This window comes from Streptomyces spiramyceticus (genome assembly GCF_028807635.1).
GTDB classification, from domain to species: Bacteria; Actinomycetota; Actinomycetes; order Streptomycetales; family Streptomycetaceae; genus Streptomyces; species Streptomyces spiramyceticus.
In genome coordinates this window covers 3,245,225-3,264,609 of the sequence record NZ_JARBAX010000001.1, presented here as the reverse complement: position 1 = coordinate 3,264,609, position 19,385 = coordinate 3,245,225, and the positions used below count along the sequence as shown (strand labels likewise).

Below are 19,385 nucleotides of genomic sequence, written 5' to 3'. Positions count from 1 at the left end.
AGCGGGCCCATCCGGAGGTGTGGGGGCGTCAGCCCCCACGTTCCCCCTCGTGGGGCCTGAGGGCGGAGCCCCCAGTTCGGGGAAGGGGTGGGTAGGGGAACAGGCCCGCCATAGGCGCCCCGCCCGCACGCCATCCCGGCCCACCGCACGCGCCGACAGCCGCGCCCCACCCCCACCTACAGGCAGCCGCTCCTCACACACCCGGCTCCGCAATCGCCGCGTACCGCTGCACCCACGCATGCATGGCGATCGCCGCCGCAGCCCCCGCGTTGATCGACCGCGTAGAGCCGAACTGCGCGATCGAGCACACCATCGCCGCGTGCTTGCGCGCCTCCTCCGTAAGCCCCGGCCCCTCCTGCCCGAAGAGCAGCACGCACCGCCGCGGCAGCTCGGTCCGCTCCAGCGGCACGGCACCCGGCAGGTTGTCGATCCCGATGATCGGCAGCCCCTCCGCCGCGGCCCAAGCCGTCAGTTCCGCCGTGTCCGGGTGATGGCGCACATGCTGGTACCGGTCGGTGACCATCGCACCGCGCCGGTTCCAGCGCCGCCGCCCCACGATGTGGATCTCCTTGGCCATGAAAGCGTTCGCAGTACGCACGACGGACCCGATATTGAAGTCGTGGCCCCAGTTCTCCACGGCAACGTGGAAGTCGTGGCGCCGCATGTCCAGGTCGGCAACGATCGCCTCGCGCCGCCAGTAGCGGTACGGATCGACGACATTGCGCCGGTCGCCGTTCGCGAGCAGCTCCGGGTCGTACCGCTCCCCCTCCGGCCACGGCCGAGGATGCGGGCCCACGCCGATCTCGGGCGCCGCGAACCCCTCGTCGTACTGAAGGGGAACCTCGGGGCCGGAAATATCAAAGTCAGGGTCAGAAATCTCGCTGCTCACCCAACGAGCGTACGGTCCGTCTCCGCGCCCACAGAACTCCGCTCGGACTCGGCACGCGCCTTGCCCGCGGCGCCAAGCCCCAGCATCCCCGTCCCTCGCCCGATCCCCAGCCGCTCGCGCCCCCGAGCCACCCAGCGGCCGATCCACCGCAGGAAGCCCGTCGGCAGGAAGACCGCGTCGGCGGCGATCATCGCGAGCGAGAAAAAGGGCAGTCCGAGCAGCACGGCAATGGCCGCATGCTCGGCGATCATGACCGCGAGCAGGGCGTTCTTGACCCGCCGGTTGAACAGCGTGAAGGGGAAGGCGACCTGCACGGCCACCGTCCCGTACGTCAGCAGCATCACGATCACGCCGCTGGAGGCGAGCAGCCCGGACAGCACCGGCCAGGGCGAGAAGTAGTCGAGGTGAAGCGGGTAGTAGAGCGCGGTGCCGTCCTGCCAGCGCGAGCCCTGGATCTTGTACCAGCCGGCGGTCGCGTAGACGAAGCAGACCTCCGCCATGATCACGAAGAGGCCCGCGTTGTGCGCGAGGTTGGCGAAGACATCCAGCAGGATGCGCGGCTCACCGGGCGCGTAACGGCCCGCGGCCCACCACAGGGCCTGCGCCGCCAACAGTCCCCAGAGGATCAGCAGCCAGCCCCAGCTCAGAACGCCCATGAACGAAACGGCGGCGAGGAAGGCGCCGAGGACGGACCACAGAAGGACCCCGACCCGGTCGGCACCGTCCGTAACATCCCGACCGCCCGCGTCCCAGTCCCCACCCCCGCGCCGCGCATCCAGCGACCACACCTGCCCGCAGCGCGTCAGCACCAGATAGATCGCCATCAGGTGGATGACGTTGTCGCCGCCGTCCCCTATGAAGATGCTGCGGTTCTGCAGCGACAGCACACCGATCATGAACAGAACGGACATCGTGCGGGTCCGCCAGCCGATCATCAGCAGCACGGCGGACACGACCGCGAGCCCGTACACGATCTCGAACCAGACGCCGCTGTCCGACCACATGAGCACGGTGAAGGCGTGGTTGTTCGCTATGAGTTGCTGGGCCATGTCCCAGCTCCAGGGCCCGTCGGGACCGTACAGCTCACGGCGGTGCGGGAATTCGCGGAGCAGGAAGAGCAGCCAAGTCAGGGAGAACCCGATCCGGACGACGGCGCTCTGATACGGGCCGAGGGCGGTGGAAGTGACGCGCTGGACGGCGCGCGCGAGAGTGCTGTCGACGACGCTCACCGAACCGCCTCCGAACCCTCTGCACGGGCACCGTCGGCCAGATCGGCCGCGGTGACCGACCACCACGGGAGGACCCGGTGGGCGGGCCGGTTGTTGGTCTTCTCGTCGCTCCACGACGGGGCCTTCACCCACGTCGTCTCCGACCGGACCTGTATCCGCTCGACTTGGCCACCCATGTCCTGACCTGCGAAGCGCAGCAGCACGATGCGGCGGATGTAGCGCTCGGAGAGCGCGCCGCGCAGGCCGTTCGGCTTGTTCGTGCTGTCGTGCGAGGCGGTGTAGAAGTCCCAGCCGCGGCGCAGTTCGTTCTGGTCGGTGTGGCTGGGCAGCAGATTGCCGCGGATCGCATCACCGTCCTGGGCAGAGAGGTCGATCCAGCCGGTGGTTTCCCACTGCCCCTCCGCCGTACGGACCTGGGCCCGCGCCTGTACGGCGATGTTCTGCTGCAGCGGATTGGGTGCGAAGAGCTTCCAGTTCTGCTCGAACTCGGGGTAGACCCACTCGTCGATCGCCTCGCCGTGCTGCTTGCTCAGGGTGTTGGAGGGCGCGACGTGCAGGAAGACCATCCCGAGGTGCACGCAGGCGAGGACGCCGACGACGGCGAGCGCGACAGCGGCCACGACCTGGTACGGGAGAGAAAGCGCGGCGATCCCGCGCTGCGCACCAGCGCGGCGCGAGGCATCCGGCGCGTCTGAGGCGTCTGAGGCGTCTGAGGCGTCAGCGGCCTCAGAGGCAGATGGGCTCTCCGCACTCTTCTGGCACTCCGGACTCTCCATGATCTCCGGGGTCTCTGTGACGCCTGTGACACCCACGGCGGGGCCCGGATCCTGCCCGGTGGTCATGCCCCTGTCGTCGTACGAATCCATCCCGCCCCGATCAGCGTCGGTCCACAGCAGTTATCCACAGGGTTGACACCCTACGGGCCGTCGACTCACCATTGAAGTCATCGAACCGAACGATCGGTCGGTCGGTGGTGGTGTCGGTTGCCAGCAGGCAAGGACGGCAAAGGAACGGCAGGGGGCTCGGATGGCGACAGCAGCCGCAGCTGCGCACCGGACGACGGCTGAAGATCAGGCCGGACGGACGGGGCAGGCAGAGCAGGCAGACCAGGCAGCCGCGTACGAGGCGGCATTCAACGCCTCCGTGGCGGCGGACGAGCGCATCGAGCCGCGCGACTGGATGCCGGACTCCTACCGAGCCTCGCTGGTCCGCCAGATGGCCCAGCATGCCCACTCCGAAATCATCGGCATGCAGCCGGAGGCCAACTGGATCACCCGCGCGCCCTCGCTGCGGCGCAAGGCGATCCTGATGGCCAAGGTGCAGGACGAGGCGGGACACGGCCTGTACCTCTACAGCGCAGCCGAGACCCTGGGCACCGGCCGCGAGGAGCTGCTCGACAAGCTCCACTCCGGCCGCCAGAAGTACTCGTCGATCTTCAACTACCCCACGCTGACCTGGGCCGACGTCGGCGCGATCGGCTGGCTCGTGGACGGCGCCGCGATCACCAATCAGGTGCCGCTGTGCCGCTGCTCCTACGGCCCGTACGCCCGCGCCATGGTCCGTATCTGCAAGGAGGAGTCCTTCCACCAGCGCCAGGGGTACGAGCTGCTGCTCCACCTCAGCAAGGGGACGCCGGAGCAGCACGCAATGGCGCAGGACGCGGTGGACCGCTGGTGGTGGCCGTCGCTGATGATGTTCGGCCCGCCGGACGACGAGTCGGCGCACTCGGCGCAGTCCATGGCCTGGAAGATCAAGCGCCATTCGAACGACGAGCTGCGTCAGCGCTTCGTCGACATAGCCGTCCCGCAGGCCGAGGCGCTCGGCCTCACCCTCCCCGACCCGGACATCCGGTGGAACGAGGAGCGCGGCCAGCACGACTTCGGCGCGATCGACTGGGACGAGTTCTGGGACGTCCTGAAGGGCAACGGTCCGTGCAACGAGCAGCGGATCACGCAGCGGCGCCGGGCGCACGAAGAGGGCGCCTGGGTCCGGGAGGCGGCGACGGCATACGCCGCGAAGCATGGGAAGGCAGCAGCATGACGAACACCGACTGGCCGTTGTGGGAAGTGTTCGTGCGCTCGCGCCGCGGACTGTCCCACACGCACGCGGGAAGCCTGCACGCCCCGGACGCGGAGATGGCCCTGCGCAATGCCCGCGACCTGTACACCCGCAGGTCAGAAGGCGTCTCGCTGTGGGTCGTGCCCTCATCGGCGATCACCGCATCGTCTCCCGACGAGAAGGACCCGTTCTTCGAGCCGGCCGCCGACAAGCCCTACCGGCACCCGACGTTCTACGAGATCCCTGAGGGAGTGCGGCATCTGTGAACCAAGTACCCGTGAGCGCCGCACCGGCACCCGTATCCGCACCCGCGGCTCTCGCCCTGGGCGACGACGCGCTGGTGCTGTCGCACCGGCTGGGGGAGTGGGCCGGCCACGCGCCCGTGCTGGAAGAGGAAGTGGCGCTCGCCAATATCGCACTGGACCTGCTGGGTCAGGCGCGGGTCCTGCTCTCCCTCGTCGGTGACGAGGACGAGCTGGCCTACCTCCGCGAGGAGCGGGCCTTCCGTAACCTCCAGCTCGTCGAGCAGCCGAACGGCGACTTCGCACACACCATCGCCCGCCAGCTCTACTTCTCCACTTACCAGATGCTGCTGTACGGGCAGTTGGCAGCCGGCGACGGCCCGTTCGCGCCGCTCGCGGCGAAGGCGGTCAAGGAGGTCGCGTACCACCAGGACCATGCCGAGCACTGGACCGTGCGCCTCGGCGACGGCACGGACGAGAGCCATGAGCGGATGCAGCGCGGCTGCGACGCGCTGTGGCGCTTCACCGGCGAGATGTTCCAGCCGGTCGAGGGCGTGGACGTCGACTGGCAGGCCATGGCTGCCGCCTGGCACGAGTCCATCACTTCCGTGCTGGAACGGGCGACGCTGACGGTGCCGGATGGTCCGCAGCGCGGCGCCTGGGCCGCGGGCGCGGGGCGCCAGGGGCTGCACACCGAGCCGTTCGGGCGGATGCTCGCCGAGATGCAGCATCTGCACCGCAGCCACCCGGGGGCGACATGGTGACCGAGACGGTCCTGGAAGCCGAGCTGCGCCGACTCGCGGGTTCGGTCCCGGACCCGGAGCTGCCGGTGCTCACCCTGGAGGAGCTGGGCGTGCTGCGCGCCGTCCATGTCTTCGGCCCGGGCAGCGTCGAGGTCGAGCTGACCCCGACGTACACCGGCTGCCCGGCGATCGAGGCGATGTCCTCGGACATCGAGCGCGTGCTGCACGACCACGGCATACCGGAGGTCTCGGTACGCACGGTCCTGTCCCCCGCCTGGTCGACGGACGACATCAGCGCCGAAGGCCGACGCAAGCTGGCGGAGTTCGGTATAGCTCCCCCGCGCCCGCAGCCCGCCGACGGCGGCCCTGTGCCCCTCACGCTGTCGGTGCGCTGCCCGCACTGCGGCTCGACGGACACGGAGCTGCTCAGCCGGTTCTCCTCCACCGCGTGCAAGGCGCTGCGCCGCTGCGTGTCCTGCCGCGAACCGTTCGACCACTTCAAGGAGTTGTAGATGTTCCATCCGCTCCGGGTCCGCGAGGTCGAGCGGCTCACGGACGACTCGGTGGCAGTCACCCTCACCGTGCCGCCCGGGCTTCGCGAGGCCTTCCGCCACACACCCGGCCAGCACATCGCGCTGCGCCGCATCGTGGACGGCGAGGAGATCCGCCGTACGTACTCGATCTGCGCACCGGCCACGCAAGATCCGCTGGACCCGGAGCTGCGCGTGGGCATCCGGCTGGTCGACGGCGGCGAATACTCGACGTACGCCCTCAAGGAACTGGCCGTCGGCGACACCGTCGAGGTCATGGCCCCGACGGGCCGCTTCGTCCTGGAACCGCGCCCGGGGCACTTCGCGGCGATCGTCGGCGGCAGCGGCATCACGCCGGTGCTGTCGATCGCGGCGACGCTGATGGCGAGGGAGCCGGAAGCCAGGTTCTGCCTGATACGCAGCGACCGCACGGCGGCGTCGACGATGTTCCTGGAGGAGGTCGCCGACCTCAAGGACCGTTATCCGGACCGTTTTCAGCTCGTCACCGTGCTCTCCCGGGAGGAGCAGCAGGCGGGGCTTCCGTCGGGACGCCTCGACGAGGAGCGGCTGACGCAACTGCTGCCCGCGCTGCTGCCGGTGGCAGACGTGGACGGCTGGTTCCTGTGCGGGCCCTTCGGCCTCGTCCAGGGCGCCGAGCGCGCGCTGCGCGGTCTCGGAGTGGCCAGAAACCGTATCCACGAGGAGATCTTCCACGTGGACCAGGGCACGGGCACGGCGAGCGTCGCGGCGGTCGCCGCACCGGCCCACAGCACCCTCACCGCCACGCTCGACGGCCGCTCGGGCAAATGGCCGGTGCAGGACGGCGAATCGCTGCTTGAAACGGTGCTGCGCAGCCGCGCGGACGCGCCGTACGCCTGCAAGGGCGGGGTGTGCGGGACGTGCCGGGCCTTCCTCGTCTCCGGCGAGGTGCGGATGGACCGCAACTACGCGCTGGAGCAGGAGGAAACCGACGCGGGCTATGTCCTGGCCTGCCAGTCCCACCCGGCCACACCGGAAGTGGAGCTGGACTTCGACCGCTGACTTTCCCGCCACCTGTGTCCTTTTTCAAGAACGTGTTCTATCTTGACGGCCCGTCAGGTGAATGCGGAACCGGGGCACGGGAGGGCAAGAACGTGGACTTCACCTTCACCGAGGAGCATCAGGCGGCCGTCGAGGCGGCGAAGGCGGTCTTCTCGGGCGTCGCGCCCGACGGAGTGCCGAGCCCCGCGCTCACGCCGGGCGCGGTGGCCGAGGACTTCGACCGCCCGCTGTGGGCCAGGCTTGCCGGATCCGACCTGCTGAGCCTGGTCCTCGCCCCGGAGCACGGCGGGGCGGGCCTCGACCCCATCGCACTGTGCCTGGTGCTGCGCGAGTCCGCGAAGGTGCTCGCCCGCGTACCGCTGCTGGAGACCAGCGCGGTCGCGATGGCTGTACAGGCCTACGCCGCGCCCGAGTTGAGCGCCGAAATCCTTCCCGCGGTCGGCCGCGGCGAGCTGGTGCTCACGGTCGGCGCCAACGGCCGCACCGGCCACGACCCGGCCGAGCTGGCCGTCACGGCAGAGCGGGACGGCGACGGCTGGGTGCTCGACGGGGTCCAGACGGGCGTGCCCTGGGCGCAGACAGCGGACCGTATCGCCCTGCCCGCGCACACCGGCGCGGGCCGCGCCGTGCTCGCCCTGGTTCCCCGCACCCACTCAGGCATCACTCTGGCCGACCAGGTCTCCACCAGCGGCGAGCGTTTCGCCGAGGTCCGCCTCGACGCGGTACGGGTCACGGCCCGCGAGGTGATCGACGCAGACGGCGCCTGGGACTGGCTGCGTGATCTCCTCACCACCGGGATGTGCGCGCTGGCGCTGGGGCTCGGCGAGGGCGTACTGGCCATGACGAGCGAATACACGGGCAAGCGGGAGCAGTTCGGCTTCCCTGTCGCTACTTTCCAGGCCGTCGCCGTCCAGGCCGCCGACCGCTACATCGACCTGCGGGCCATGGAAGTCACCCTCTGGCAGGCGGCCTGGCGGCTGGCCACGGCATCGAACGGCGCCCTGCCCGTGACGGGCGACGTGGCGGTGGCAAAGATCTGGGCCTCCGACGGAGTACGCCGCGTCGTCCAGACCGCGCAGCATCTGCACGGCGGCTTCGGCGCGGACACCGACTACCCCCTGCACCGCTACCACGCCTGGGCCAAGCAGATCGAGCTCTCGCTCGGCCCTGCCGCCGCGCACGAGGAGGCGCTGGGCGACCTCCTGGCCGCCCATCTACTCGGCTGAGCGCAGCCAGCTCAGCAGAGTGACCGGTGTGAACAGCATGACGAGTGTGTGAGCAGCGTCAGAGGACGAAGGCCGGACTGCCGGTGTCGGTGACCATCGGGCGGCCGGCACCGTCCCACGCGATCATGCCGCCGTCGATGTTCACCGCGTCCACGCCCTGCTGCACCAGGTACTGCGTGACCTGTGCGGAACGGCCACCGACCCGGCACATCACATGCACCCGCCGGCCGTCCTCCGCCGCCTCGGTCAGCTCACCGAAGCGGGCCACGAAGTCGCTCATCGGGATGTGCAGCGCGCCCTCGACGTGACCGGCTGCCCATTCGTCGTTCTCCCGCACGTCCAGCACGAAGCCGTCGGACGGCACCGCCGCCACGTCGACGGAGGGGAGCGGGGCGAAGTTCATGGGTCATGCCTTCTCTCGTACGTACACAGCGTTCCCGGCACACCGGGGCTCGTCCGGCTCCGGCAACCGAAACCTACTGCAACAGTTTCGCAAGATCCGTCTCACGCTCGGAGACCCGCGCGAGCAACTGCTCGGCGATCTCCTCCAGCAGCCGGTCCGGATCCTCGGGCGCCATCCGCAGCATCGAGCCGATGGCGCTCTCCTCCAGATCCTGAGCGATCAGGGACAGCAGCTCCTTGCGCCGCGAGAGCCACTCCAGCCGGGCGTAGAGCTCCTCGCTCTCGCTCGGCGGCTGCTCCTGGGGCGCCGGACCGGCGGCCCATTCCTCGGCGAGCGCCTGCAGCTGGGCCACGTCACCGCGCCCGTACGCGGCGTTGACCCGCGTAATGAACGCATCCCGGCGCGCACGCTCGTCCTCGTCCTGCGCCAGGTCCGGGTGCGCCTTGCGCGCCAGCTCGCGGTAGACCTTGCGCGCCTCCTCGCTCGGCCGGACCCGCTTCGGCGGCTGCACGGCCTGGTCGGTGAGCATCGCCGAGGCCTCCGGCGAAAGACCGTCCGAGTCCACCCAGTCGTGGAACAGCTCCTCGACCCCGGGCATCGGCATGACCATGGCCCGCGCCTCGTCCGCCCTGCGCCGGTCCTCCGGATCACCGGTGCGGGCAGCCGTGGCCTCCGCGATCTGCGCGTCCAGCTCGTCGAGACGTGCGTACATCGGGCCGAGCTTCTGGTGGTGGAGCCGGGAGAAGTTCTCCACCTCGACCCGGAAGGTCTCCACCGCGATCTCGAATTCGATCAGCGCCTGCTCGGCGGCGCGCACGGCCCGCTCAAGCCGGGCCTCGGGCCGCTCGGCCTCAGCCGCCGCCTGAGCCTCAGCGTCAGCCGTCGCCCGTCCACCAGCCGCCTGTCCACCAGCCGACTGCCCTGCGGCCGCCTGCCCACCGGGTTCACCGGCTTCCGCACCGCCGGCCCGCTCAGCGGTTTCCCGCCCAGCGGCCTGCTGCCCGGCGGCCTCGTTTCCGGCCGCCTGCCGGTCCTGCGCGTCGTCGTTCCGGGTCGTCGGCTCCCGGGGAGCTTCCTGAGTCACCCGTCCAGCGTACGGGCGACCGCGCCCGCCACCGTCACACCCCCGCCGTCAGACCCCCACCTCGGCGGCTATCCGCCCGTCCTTGACCGCAGCCACCAGATCGCCGTGATCCACTTCCGTACGGTCCGCGTACGTCACCGCGAAGGCCGCCACCGCCTCGTCGAACTCCTCGTTCTTGCCGCAGTACCCGGCGATCAGCCGCGGGTCCACGCTGTGCGCATGAGCCCGCGCCAGTAGCGCCCCGGTCATCCGCCCGTAGTCGTCCAGCTGGCCCGGCTCAAGCGCTGCCGGATCCACGCTGCCCTTGCGGTTCCTGAACTGCCGTACCTGGAAAGGCCGGCCGTCCACTTCCGCCCAGCCCAGCAGGTTGTCACTGACCACCTGCATCCGCTTCTGCCCCAGCACGACCCGGCGTCCTTCATGCCCGACCGGCGGCACGTCGAAGCCGACCGCAGGCAGATACGGCGCCAGCGCCGACGCCCGCGCCTCCTTCACCTGGAGCACCAACGGCTCGCTCCGGTGATCGAGCAGCAGCACCACATACGACCGCGTCCCCACACTCCCCGTGCCGACCAGCCGGAAGGCCACGTCGTGGATCGCGTACCGTGCGAGCAGCGGCAGCCGGTCCTCGGGAAGCGTCCCCAGATACCCGCCGAGCGCCGAAGCCACCGCGGCCGCCTCCGCGTCCGCAACCCGCCTCAGCACCGGCGGTGCGTCCACGAAGCGCCGTATCCCTCCGGGGCCCTCCTCCGTCGCCTTGGCGGCGAAGCGCGCACTGGTGTTGTTCCGGGCCTTTTCCGCGACGCGCTCAAGCGTGCCGATCAAATCCCGCGCATCCGTGTGGGAGACGAGTTCCTCGTCGGCGATCGCGTTCCACGCGTCCAGCACCGACAGCCTCGCCAGCAACCGCATAGTCCGCCGGTACGCGCCGACCGTGTCGAACGCCGCCTCCCGGCAGGTGTCCTCGTCCGCCCCGGCCTGACGGCCCGCCAGCACCAGCGAGGTCGCGAGCCGCTTGACGTCCCACTCCCACGGGCCGACCACGGTCTCGTCGAAATCGTTCAGGTCGATGACAAGACGGCCGCGCGCATCGCCGTACAGACCGAAGTTCGCCGCATGCGCGTCCCCGCAGATCTGCGCGCCCACACCAGTGAGCGGCGTGCCCATCAAGTCGTGAGCCATCAGCCCGGCCGCGCCCCGAAGGAACGCGAAGGGCGAGGCAGTCATACGTCCGACCCGTATCGGTGTCAGCTCCGGCACCCGGCCGCGGCTCGACTCCTCGACCGCCCGCACCGCGTCGGGCCTCTCCACCGCGAGCACCAGCGAATCGTGCGAGGCCCTGGGCACCCGCATCCGCAGCGCCTTGCCGTCCTCCTTGGGCGAGCCGTCCACCGTACGCCGCGCGAACCCCGGAACCACCGGAATCCGCCCACCGCCGCGTTGCCCCGACATCGCCGTCTCGTTCTCGGCCATGGCGCCGCCTCCCCCGATCTCGTACCAACACCAGCCCAACACCAGCCGCAGAGAACACCGGCCGCCAACATCAACTGACCACGACCGTACCGCCGCCCGCCGACGGCCGTCTCCCCCTGTGGACAACCCTCAACGCCCCGAGCGCTACCGCAGCGTGACGACCGTCGCCGTCCCCACCGACCCGTCCGTACCGATCTTCCGTACGTCCGTATCCCGGCCGCCGATCAGCCGCTCCAGCCCCGCCGCATCCGGCTGCAGCCGGCCGCGCTCGAAGACCACCAGGCTGACCCGCGTGCCCTCCGGCACCCGCATCTTCCGGTACTGGCTGTACGTCACCGCATCGCACCTGGAATACCAGCCGAACTCCGGCTCGTACCCCGTCACCACCAGGCACGGCCGACCCTGCGCCGCGGCCCCGATCTCCAGCGCCACCGGCACCGTCGACCAGCTCAGCCGCTTGGGTCCAGGCATCGCGCCGTGCGCCACGACCTGTGCGGTGCCCAGCACCGTAAGACCGGCCAGCGCGGCCACGACGGCCAGCACGGGAGCACGCCAAGCGCCCCCCGACCAGGCCCCCGCCAGCTCGGCGACCGCCTGCACACCGAGCACCGTGAGGAGAACAACAGCGAGATAGACGAAGCGCGGTTCGCCGTCCGTCGCGATGCCAAGGATCACGAAGACGAGCAGTGCGGCCGTCCCCAGAAAGACGCGCCTCCGGTCGTCCCCCCGCACCACACCGGCCCCGCGGCCCCACACCCGCCGCATCGCGGACCCGGCCGCCCACAGCCCCGCGACCATCACCACGGCCCCCAGGTCCCCGGCCAGCCGGTACGGGAAGACCGCCAGGTAATAGACGAGCCCGTCGCCCACGTACGCACGGTTCGCCTGCGACGTCGCCGACAGGATCATGCCGAGCGGCCGCCCGGTCTCCAGCAGGGCATGCACGAAGTGCGGTACGAGCCCCAGGGCCAGCAGCACGCCCGCGCCCGCCAACCGCCGCCCTTGCGCAAGCCACGCGCGCGGCCCGTACGCGAAGACCGCCGCAAGCCCGATGGCCAGCAGATTCCCCACCACTCCGTACCGCAGATAGAAGGCAGCCAGCGCCACGGCGGGCACGCCCCACAGGGCCCTCGACCCGTCCTTCTCCTGGGCACGCACCAGCAGAAAAACGACAAGGAGCAGCAGACCCGTCGTTCCTATGTCATTGAGGTACTCCGGCACCCTGCGCAGGAACCCCAGCCCGCTCAGCAGCACCAGCACCACCACCACGGCCCGCCGCCGCGTGGTCCAGGCGGCCGCGACGAGATACGTCACCGTCAGCGTCCCCAGCACCAGCACGAGCGCCACCGCCCGCAGCGCCCCGACCCCAGCCACCCCACCGGCATCGCCGGACAGCCACAGAGCCAGCGCGCCGAGCGCGGGAAGCCCGACCGGACGGTAGACGCCCCAGCCCGCATCGGGGGTCCCCTCCACCCAGGAGCGCGCCTTGTTCGCGTAGACCGCTTCCTCATGGCCGAGGTACGGCTCGAAGTCCTGAAGCACCGCCCACGCCCCGGCAGCCAGCGCCAGGACCCCCGCGACGTACGCCCAGGAAGGCACCCGCCGCAGCGCCCCCACGGCCCGCTCCCAGACCGGCGGCACCCGCTCCCCCCACAGCGGCCGTGACAACAGCCACGCGGGGGCCGCCACCAGCAGATACGGCCACGGCTGCCACCCCGGCAGCCATCCCCCGAACCCGGCAACCAGCAGCACCTGCTGCGCACATGCCAAGACCGTCAGCACCACGGCAACGACACCGGCTGTCCGGGTCGTCCGGGTTATTCGGGCCACCACCAAATTCCCCCTGCAGCAACAGCACACGAAAGCAGAAACGGGCCTCGTCGCGGTCAACGACGAGGCCCGGATCATGTCATGCGACGCGCAGCGGGCTACGCGGTGAACAAGCAGCAGGGCCCTGACGGGGCCTCAGCCGTTGCGGGCAACGCAAAACGGGCCCCTGCGAGCGACTTTCGTCACTCACCGAGACCCGTTTCGTCGGTTTCTCTAAGTGCGCGAGGGGGGATTTGAACCCCCACGTCCCTAAGGACACTGGCACCTGAAGCCAGCGCGTCTGCCGTTCCGCCACTCGCGCATGAGTGGTGCCGTTCGAATCTCTCACTGGTTTGTGCGAGCGCCTGACGACATGCAGAAGATTAGCACGGTGGCGAGGAGGGATTCACACCCGTTGTTTCGGGTGAGCCGGGCAGGGAACGAGGCTGCCCGTCACCCACTCCTCCAGAGTGCTCCCCGGGTGCGGGACACTGTCAGGAGGCCACCTGTACGATCCCTGTGAGAGGTGACACTCATCCACTGTGCAGACAAGGGGAACCAGCCGATTTCCCGACGCGTGGATACGATCAGTAAGCAGTACCAGGCCGACAACGACGGAGGAGGTGCCCCATGGGAGTCATGAAGCGTTTCGAGCAGCGTCTCGAAGGTCTGGTCAACGGCACCTTCGCCAAGGTCTTCAAGTCCGAGGTACAGCCCGTCGAAATCGCCGGCGCCCTTCAGCGCGAGTGCGACAACAACGCCACGATCTGGAACCGCGAGCGGACCGTCGTCCCCAATGACTTCATCGTCGAGCTCTCCACCCCGGACTACGAGCGCCTCAGCCCGTACTCCGGCCAGCTCGGCGACGAGCTCTCCGGCCTGGTCCGCGACTACGCCAAGCAGCAGCGCTACACCTTCATGGGCCCCATCAAGGTCCACCTGGAGAAAGCGGAAGACCTCGACACCGGTCTCTACCGTGTGCGCAGCCGCACCCTCGCATCGAGTACGTCACAGGCCCCCGGCCAGCAGAGCCCGCCAGTCGGCCAGCCCGGCCCGGGCCAGCACAGCCCGGCACCGGCCGCACCCCGGGGCGGCGGCTACGGCTACCCGCCGGCGGCCCCGCCTCCCATGCCGGCGGCACCGCCGCCCTCGCACGGCGCCAGGCCGGGCCCCGCAGCGGCCCCGGACCGGCGCCCGGCAGCACCGGGTCCCGGCCCGATGCCGGGTGCTCAGACACGGCGCTGGATCGAGATCAATGGCACACGCCACCAGATCTCCCGCCCGACGCTGGTGCTCGGACGCAGCACCGAAGCCGACGTGCGGATCGACGACCCCGGCGTATCGCGCCGGCACTGTGAGATCCGGACCGGAACGCCCTCGACGATCCAGGATCTCGGTTCCACCAACGGCATCGTGGTAGACGGACAGCACACCACCCGCGCTACGCTCCGCGACGGCTCGCGGATCGTCGTGGGCAGCACGACCATCGTTTATCGGCAAGCCGAAGGGTGAAGCGGGGGCAATGTCAGAGCTGACCCTGACGGTCATGCGGCTAGGTTTCCTGGCTGTTCTGTGGCTGTTTGTGATTGTGGCCGTCCAGGTCATCCGCAGCGATCTGTTCGGTACGCGGGTCACGCAGCGCGGCTCACGCCGCACTGCGTCCGCCGACGCCAGACCGCCGCAGACCGGACGCCAGCAGCAGGCCGCGGCACCGCCGCAGCAGCGCCAGCGCCGTGGCGCCCCGACCAAGCTGGTGGTGTCCGAGGGCACCCTCACCGGCACCACGGTCGCCCTCCAGGGGCAGACCATCACGCTGGGGCGGGCGCACGATTCGACCATCGTGCTGGACGACGACTACGCGTCCAGCCGCCATGCCAGGATCTACCCGGACCGGGACGGCCAGTGGATCGTCGAGGATCTGGGTTCCACCAATGGCACCTACCTCGACCGGACCCGGCTCACCACCCCGACACCCATTCCGCTGGGTGCGCCGATCCGCATCGGCAAGACCGTCATCGAGCTGCGGAAGTAGTACGACAATGAGCGAGCGAGCCGCGGCGGTCCCGACAGCGGATCTCCGAAGGCTCCCGACCGGAGGGTGGGCAGTGTGGCTCGAGACCGGTTGTACCCGGAGCCGACGGGCGAGGTGCGCATGAGTCTGTCTCTGCGTTTCGCCGCCGGATCGCACAAAGGCATGATCCGGGAGGGCAACGAGGACTCCGGCTACGCCGGCCCCCGCCTTCTCGCCATCGCCGACGGCATGGGAGGCCAGGCCGCCGGCGAGGTGGCGAGCTCCGAGGTCATCTCGACCCTGGTCACGCTCGACGACGACGTACCGGGCTCCGACATCCTCACCTCGCTCGGTACGGCCGTACAGCGTGCCAACGACCAGCTGCGCATGATGGTCGAGGAGGACCCCCAGCTGGAGGGCATGGGCACCACGCTCACCGCCCTCCTGTGGACCGGGCAGCGCCTCGGCCTCGTACACGTCGGCGACTCGCGGGCGTACCTGCTGCGCGACGGCGTACTGACGCAGATCACCCAGGACCACACCTGGGTGCAGCGTCTCGTCGACGAGGGGCGCATCACCGAAGAGGAAGCCACCACCCACCCGCAGCGCTCCCTGCTGATGCGCGCACTGGGCAGCGGCGACCATGTCGAGCCCGACCTCTCCATCCGCGAAGTCCGCGCCGGCGACCGCTACTTGATCTGCTCGGACGGCCTGTCGGGCGTTGTCTCCCACCAGACGATGGAAGAGACCCTCGCGAGCTACCAGGGCCCGCAGGAGACCGTGCAGGACCTGATTCAGCTCGCTCTGCGCGGCGGCGGTCCCGACAACATCACCTGCATCGTCGCGGACGTCCTCGACGTCGACGGCAACGACACCCTGGCCGTGCAGCTCAACGACACCCCCGTCATCGTCGGCGCGGTGGCCGAGAACCAGATCCAGCAGGCCGCCGCCGACAGTGCAGCCGCCATGCAGACCCCCGCGGGCCGCGCGGCGGGCCTCGGCCGGCCCGTGCCCCCGCAGTCCTCTCCCGGCGGCGCATTCGGCCCGCCAGGGAGCGGTGACAACGACGGATACGGTGGGGCGCCTCCCGGCGCGTTCGGGGCGTACAGCGACGAGGACTTCATCAAGCCCCGTAGCGGCCGTAAATGGTTCAAGAGATCGCTCTACATCGTGCTCGCGCTCGCCGTAGTGGGCGGCGGTCTGTACGGCGGCTACCGCTGGACACAGACCCAGTACTACGTCGGCGCCAGCGACGAGCACGTCGCGCTCTACCGGGGCATCAGCCAGGACCTCGCCTGGGTCTCCCTCTCGGAGGTCGAGAAGGACCACCCCGAGATCGAACTCAAGTACCTCCCGCCCTACCAGCGCAAGCAGGTGGAGGCGACCATCACCGAGGGCAGCCTCGACGACGCTCGCGAGAAGGTGGCGGAACTCGGCACTCAGGCGTCCGCGTGCAAGAAGGACGAGGAGCGCCGTAAGGCAGAGCGCGACAACAACGCGCGTACGGGCGAGGGCGAGGCGGGCGGCACGACCGGCTCCGGCGCCACGACCCAGTCCACCAAGACCAAAATTCCGACGGCGACAGCAACGCCCACTCCTGGCCCCAGCCTCTCCGAGGAAGAGCAGAAGCTGGTCTCGCAGTGCGGTAAGCCGTAAAGCCGTAGGGGGCCTTACCACCATGAGCGTTGTCACCAACACGACCACCATCGGCGCGATCGAAGCGCCGAGCCGCCGCAACACCGAGCTCGCGATGCTCGCGTTCGCGGTCATCATCCCGGTCTTCGCGTACGCCAACGTCGGCCTCGCCAAGGACGGCAGCCTGCCCGCCGGCATGCTCGGTTACGGCGTGGGGCTCAGCCTCCTCGCGGGCGTCGCGCACCTGATGGTGCGTAAGTTCGCGCCGTACGCCGACCCGTTGATGCTGCCGCTGGCCACCCTGCTCAACGGGCTCGGCCTGGTGCTGATCTGGCGGCTCGACCTGGAGCCGTCCATCACCACCGCCGCGGTCGGCGGCGCGATGGCGCCCAAGCAAATGATGTGGTCGGCGGTCGGCGTCGCCCTGTTCCTGTGCGTCCTGCTGTTCCTCAAGGACCATCGCGTACTCCAGCGCTACACGTACATCTCGATGGTCGTGGCCCTCGTGCTGCTGATCCTGCCGATGTTCTTCCCCGGCGTGAACGGCGCGAAGATCTGGATCACCATCCCCGGGCTCGGATCGCTCCAGCCCGGCGAGTTTGCCAAGATCATCATCGCGATCTTCTTCGCCGGCTACCTGATGGTGAAGCGCGACGCGCTCGCGCTGGCCAGCCGCCGCTTCATGGGCATGTACCTGCCCCGCGGCCGCGACCTCGGACCGATCCTCGCAATCTGGGCCCTCAGCCTGATGATCCTCGTCTTCGAGACCGACCTGGGCACCTCGCTGCTCTTCTTCGGCCTCTTCGTGATCATGCTGTACGTCGCCACCGAGCGCACCAGCTGGGTCGTCTTCGGCCTCACCCTCAGCGCCGCGGGCGCCGTCGGCGTCGCCTCCTTCGCCAGCCACGTGCAGTCCCGCGTCGACAACTGGCTCAACCCCCTCGCCCTCAAGGACGGCGGCGTCACCGAGACCGCCCAGGCCGTGTACGCCTTCGGCTCCGGCGGCCTCTTCGGTTCCGGACTCGGCCAGGGCTACTCCCGCCTCATCGGCGGCATCGCCCCCAAGAGCGACTACATCCTCGCCACCGTCGGCGAGGAGCTCGGCCTGACCGGCCTCATGGCGATCATCCTGCTGTACGGCCTCCTCATCGAGCGCGGCGTACGCACGGCACTCGCCGCCCGCGACCCCTTCGGCAAGCTCCTCGCGATCGGCCTCTCCGGCGCCTTCGCCCTCCAGGTCTTCGTCGTCGCGGGCGGCGTCACCGGCGTCATCCCACTGACCGGCATGACGATGCCGTTCCTCGCGCAGGGTGGCTCCTCCGTGATCGCCAACTGGGCGCTCATCGCCATCCTGCTGCGCATCAGCGACACCGCCCGCAGGCCCGCGCCCGCCCCCGCCCCGTCCCCCGACGTCGAGATGACCCAGGTGGTCCGACCGTGAACAAGCCCCTGCGCCGGGTCGCGATCTTCTGCGGCCTGCTCGTCCTCGCCCTGCTCGTACGCGTCAACTGGGTCCAGTACGTCAAGGCCGACGAGCTCTCCAAGGACCCCAACAACCGCCGCGTCCTGATCGACCGCTACGCCCACAAGCGCGGCGACATCATCGTCCAGGGCAAGGCGATCACCGGGTCCAAGGAGTCCAAGAGCGGCGACTTCAAGTTCCAGCGGACGTACAAGGACGGCCCGATGTGGGCGCCCGTCACCGGCTTCACGTCGCAGCGGATGGGCTCCAACCAGATCGAGTCCATCGAGGACGGCATCCTCACCGGCACGGACGACCGGCTCTTCTTCGACCGCACGCTGTCGATGTTCACCGGTGACAAGAAGCAGGGCGGTCACGTCGTGACCACTCTCAACGCCGACGCACAGAGGGCCGCTTTCAAGGGCCTCGGCTCCCGCAAGGGTGCCGTCGCGGCGATCGACCCGAAGACCGGCGCGATCCTCGCCCTGGCCAGCACCCCTTCGTACGACCCGTCCCTTGTCGCCGGCAACACCGACAAGGACGTCGAGAACTGGCAGAAGTACGAGAAGGACCCGGACAAGCCGACGGTGAACCGGGCGCTGCGCGAGACGTACCCGCCCGGCTCCACCTTCAAGGTCGTCACCGCGGCAGCCGCTCTTGAGCACGGCCTGTACGACGACATCGACGGCAAGACCAGCACGCCGCTGCCGTGGAAGCTGCCCCTCTCCACCAAGAACCTGGAGAACGAGGGCAACCTCCCCTGCGAGGACGCCACCCTGCGGGTCGCCCTGAAGGTGTCCTGCAACACAGTCTTCGGCAAGGTCGGCGCCGACCTCGGCAACGACAAGATGCTGGAGACGGCGGAGAAGTTCGGCTTCAACAAGCAGCAGTTCGTGCCGGTCCGGTCGAACGCCAGCGTCTTCTCCAAGGACATGGACAAGGCCCAGACCGCCCTCTCCTCCATCGGCCAGTTCAACACCGCCGCCACCCCGCTCCAGATGGCCATGGTGGCCTCGGCGATCGCCAATGACGGCTCACTCATGAAGCCGTACATGATCGACCGGCTCACCGACCCGAACCTGGATCTCCTGGAGAAGACAAGCCCGGAGGAGATGAGCCGCCCGCTCTCCGCCGACAACGCCCAGAAGCTCCAGGAAATGATGGAGACGGTCGTCAAGGAGGGCACCGGCACCAGGGCTCAGATCGCCGGCGCCACCGTCGGCGGCAAGACGGGCACCGCCCAGCACGGCGTCGACAACAGTGAGAAGCCTTACGCCTGGTTCATCTCGTACGCCAAGACCGACCAGGGATCGCCCGTCGCCGTGGCCGTCGTCGTCGAGGACGACGACGCCAACCGCGAGGACATCTCCGGTGGCGGATTCGCCGCCCCCATCGCGAAGGACGTCATGAAGGCGGTTCTCGACAGCAAGTAGTGACGCCGGTCACGCCAGGGCCGCGTACGCCCATGTCGCGGTACCGGTCGGGTATCAGCTGACAGTCACGGGCGGACCAGGTACGGCGTGCCCGGTACCGTATGCGCGGACAGCACA

18 protein-coding genes and 1 tRNA gene are annotated in these 19,385 nt (G+C 69.6%); 11 read left to right on the top strand and 8 right to left on the bottom strand.

Translation table 11 applies throughout. The features are described 5' to 3' along the window. Window positions 1-193: 193 nt before the first annotated feature. Genes PXH83_RS14720 through PXH83_RS14710 form a run of 3 tightly spaced genes read right to left on the bottom strand, consistent with a single transcriptional unit; the run spans window position 194 to window position 2,960 of the window. A complete protein-coding gene (locus tag PXH83_RS14720; RefSeq protein ID WP_274560622.1) occupies window positions 194-889 on the bottom strand; it encodes a TrmH family RNA methyltransferase in 696 nt (231 codons plus the stop codon). Then, window positions 886-2,118 (bottom strand): HTTM domain-containing protein, encoded by a 1,233-nt coding sequence (locus PXH83_RS14715; RefSeq protein WP_274560621.1) that lies wholly within the window; start codon window positions 2,116-2,118, stop codon window positions 886-888. Before PXH83_RS14715 ends, PXH83_RS14720 begins: the two co-directional genes overlap by 4 nt. Continuing rightward, on the bottom strand, window positions 2,115-2,960 hold the full coding sequence (locus PXH83_RS14710) for a DUF5819 family protein (RefSeq protein ID WP_274560620.1): 846 nt from the start codon (window positions 2,958-2,960) through the stop codon (window positions 2,115-2,117). The genes PXH83_RS14715 and PXH83_RS14710 overlap by 4 nt, the downstream gene beginning before the upstream one ends. 184 nt (window positions 2,961-3,144) lie before the next feature. Here PXH83_RS14710 and paaA point away from each other — a divergent pair, with 184 nt between their 5' ends. The 6 genes from paaA (at window position 3,145) to PXH83_RS14680 (ending at window position 7,958) form a co-directional block, all read left to right on the top strand. Next, a complete protein-coding gene (paaA, locus tag PXH83_RS14705) occupies window positions 3,145-4,158 on the top strand; it encodes a 1,2-phenylacetyl-CoA epoxidase subunit PaaA (protein ID WP_274560619.1) in 1,014 nt (337 codons plus the stop codon). Beyond that, complete coding sequence (gene paaB, locus PXH83_RS14700) at window positions 4,155-4,442, top strand: 1,2-phenylacetyl-CoA epoxidase subunit PaaB (protein ID WP_214920659.1); 288 nt, start codon at window positions 4,155-4,157, stop codon at window positions 4,440-4,442. The genes paaA and paaB overlap by 4 nt, the downstream gene beginning before the upstream one ends. Beyond that, window positions 4,439-5,182 carry a 1,2-phenylacetyl-CoA epoxidase subunit PaaC gene (gene paaC / locus PXH83_RS14695; protein ID WP_274560618.1) on the top strand — a complete coding sequence of 248 codons (744 nt, stop codon included), beginning with the start codon at window positions 4,439-4,441 and terminating at the stop codon, window positions 5,180-5,182. Before paaB ends, paaC begins: the two co-directional genes overlap by 4 nt. Next, the gene (gene paaD / locus PXH83_RS14690; RefSeq protein ID WP_214920660.1) at window positions 5,176-5,673 is read left to right on the top strand and encodes a 1,2-phenylacetyl-CoA epoxidase subunit PaaD; all 498 of its coding nucleotides are present in this window, start codon (window positions 5,176-5,178) and stop codon (window positions 5,671-5,673) included. Before paaC ends, paaD begins: the two co-directional genes overlap by 7 nt. Then, the gene (locus tag PXH83_RS14685; protein WP_274560617.1) at window positions 5,674-6,732 is read left to right on the top strand and encodes a 2Fe-2S iron-sulfur cluster-binding protein; all 1,059 of its coding nucleotides are present in this window, start codon (window positions 5,674-5,676) and stop codon (window positions 6,730-6,732) included. 92 nt (window positions 6,733-6,824) lie between these two features. Next, complete coding sequence (locus PXH83_RS14680; RefSeq protein WP_274560616.1) at window positions 6,825-7,958, top strand: acyl-CoA dehydrogenase family protein; 1,134 nt, start codon at window positions 6,825-6,827, stop codon at window positions 7,956-7,958. A gap of 58 nt (window positions 7,959-8,016) precedes the next feature. Here PXH83_RS14680 and PXH83_RS14675 read toward each other — a convergent pair whose 3' ends face one another. From PXH83_RS14675 to PXH83_RS14655, 5 genes are all read right to left on the bottom strand, one after another. Then, window positions 8,017-8,361, bottom strand: coding sequence for a rhodanese-like domain-containing protein (locus tag PXH83_RS14675; RefSeq protein WP_274560615.1), 345 nt, complete (start codon window positions 8,359-8,361; stop codon window positions 8,017-8,019). Window positions 8,362-8,434: 73 nt separating this feature from the next. Further along, the gene (locus tag PXH83_RS14670) at window positions 8,435-9,445 is read right to left on the bottom strand and encodes a J domain-containing protein (protein WP_274560614.1); all 1,011 of its coding nucleotides are present in this window, start codon (window positions 9,443-9,445) and stop codon (window positions 8,435-8,437) included. Between the two features lie 48 nt (window positions 9,446-9,493). Then, window positions 9,494-10,918: a DUF2252 domain-containing protein gene (locus tag PXH83_RS14665; protein ID WP_274560613.1), complete on the bottom strand. Its 1,425-nt coding sequence runs from the start codon at window positions 10,916-10,918 to the stop codon at window positions 9,494-9,496. Window positions 10,919-11,062: 144 nt separating this feature from the next. Then, window positions 11,063-12,748 (bottom strand): glycosyltransferase, encoded by a 1,686-nt coding sequence (locus PXH83_RS14660; protein ID WP_274560611.1) that lies wholly within the window; start codon window positions 12,746-12,748, stop codon window positions 11,063-11,065. Window positions 12,749-12,966: 218 nt separating this feature from the next. Further along, window positions 12,967-13,049, bottom strand: a tRNA-Leu gene (locus PXH83_RS14655). 308 nt (window positions 13,050-13,357) lie between these two features. Here PXH83_RS14655 and PXH83_RS14650 point away from each other — a divergent pair. The 5 genes from PXH83_RS14650 to PXH83_RS14630 all read left to right on the top strand — a co-directional run bounded on the left by PXH83_RS14650 (window position 13,358) and on the right by PXH83_RS14630 (window position 19,268). Then, complete coding sequence (locus PXH83_RS14650; RefSeq protein WP_274560609.1) at window positions 13,358-14,239, top strand: FhaA domain-containing protein; 882 nt, start codon at window positions 13,358-13,360, stop codon at window positions 14,237-14,239. A gap of 10 nt (window positions 14,240-14,249) precedes the next feature. Further along, window positions 14,250-14,759, top strand: coding sequence for an FHA domain-containing protein FhaB/FipA (locus PXH83_RS14645; RefSeq protein ID WP_214920669.1), 510 nt, complete (start codon window positions 14,250-14,252; stop codon window positions 14,757-14,759). Window positions 14,760-14,879: 120 nt separating this feature from the next. Further along, the gene (locus PXH83_RS14640) at window positions 14,880-16,394 is read left to right on the top strand and encodes a Stp1/IreP family PP2C-type Ser/Thr phosphatase (protein ID WP_274560606.1); all 1,515 of its coding nucleotides are present in this window, start codon (window positions 14,880-14,882) and stop codon (window positions 16,392-16,394) included. Between the two features lie 22 nt (window positions 16,395-16,416). After that, window positions 16,417-17,814 carry an FtsW/RodA/SpoVE family cell cycle protein gene (locus PXH83_RS14635; RefSeq protein WP_274560603.1) on the top strand — a complete coding sequence of 466 codons (1,398 nt, stop codon included), beginning with the start codon at window positions 16,417-16,419 and terminating at the stop codon, window positions 17,812-17,814. Beyond that, on the top strand, window positions 17,811-19,268 hold the full coding sequence (locus tag PXH83_RS14630) for a peptidoglycan D,D-transpeptidase FtsI family protein (RefSeq protein WP_274560601.1): 1,458 nt from the start codon (window positions 17,811-17,813) through the stop codon (window positions 19,266-19,268). Before PXH83_RS14635 ends, PXH83_RS14630 begins: the two co-directional genes overlap by 4 nt. Window positions 19,269-19,385 lie beyond the last annotated feature (117 nt).

What these genes read in the sequence shown, in the direction of transcription:
- PXH83_RS14710 (WP_274560620.1), bottom strand. Translation starts at nt 2,960, where the DNA reads ATGACCACCGGGCAGGATCCGGGCCCCGCCGTGGGTGTCACAGGCGTC.
- PXH83_RS14665 (WP_274560613.1), bottom strand. Translation starts at nt 10,918, where the DNA reads ATGGCCGAGAACGAGACGGCGATGTCGGGGCAACGCGGCGGTGGGCGG.
- PXH83_RS14635 (WP_274560603.1), top strand. Translation starts at nt 16,417, where the DNA reads ATGAGCGTTGTCACCAACACGACCACCATCGGCGCGATCGAAGCGCCG.
- paaA (WP_274560619.1), top strand. Translation starts at nt 3,145, where the DNA reads ATGGCGACAGCAGCCGCAGCTGCGCACCGGACGACGGCTGAAGATCAG.
- PXH83_RS14640 (WP_274560606.1), top strand. Translation starts at nt 14,880, where the DNA reads ATGAGTCTGTCTCTGCGTTTCGCCGCCGGATCGCACAAAGGCATGATC.
- PXH83_RS14685 (WP_274560617.1), top strand. Translation starts at nt 5,674, where the DNA reads ATGTTCCATCCGCTCCGGGTCCGCGAGGTCGAGCGGCTCACGGACGAC.
- paaB (WP_214920659.1), top strand. Translation starts at nt 4,155, where the DNA reads ATGACGAACACCGACTGGCCGTTGTGGGAAGTGTTCGTGCGCTCGCGC.
- PXH83_RS14645 (WP_214920669.1), top strand. Translation starts at nt 14,250, where the DNA reads ATGTCAGAGCTGACCCTGACGGTCATGCGGCTAGGTTTCCTGGCTGTT.
- PXH83_RS14675 (WP_274560615.1), bottom strand. Translation starts at nt 8,361, where the DNA reads ATGAACTTCGCCCCGCTCCCCTCCGTCGACGTGGCGGCGGTGCCGTCC.
- paaD (WP_214920660.1), top strand. Translation starts at nt 5,176, where the DNA reads ATGGTGACCGAGACGGTCCTGGAAGCCGAGCTGCGCCGACTCGCGGGT.
- PXH83_RS14650 (WP_274560609.1), top strand. Translation starts at nt 13,358, where the DNA reads ATGGGAGTCATGAAGCGTTTCGAGCAGCGTCTCGAAGGTCTGGTCAAC.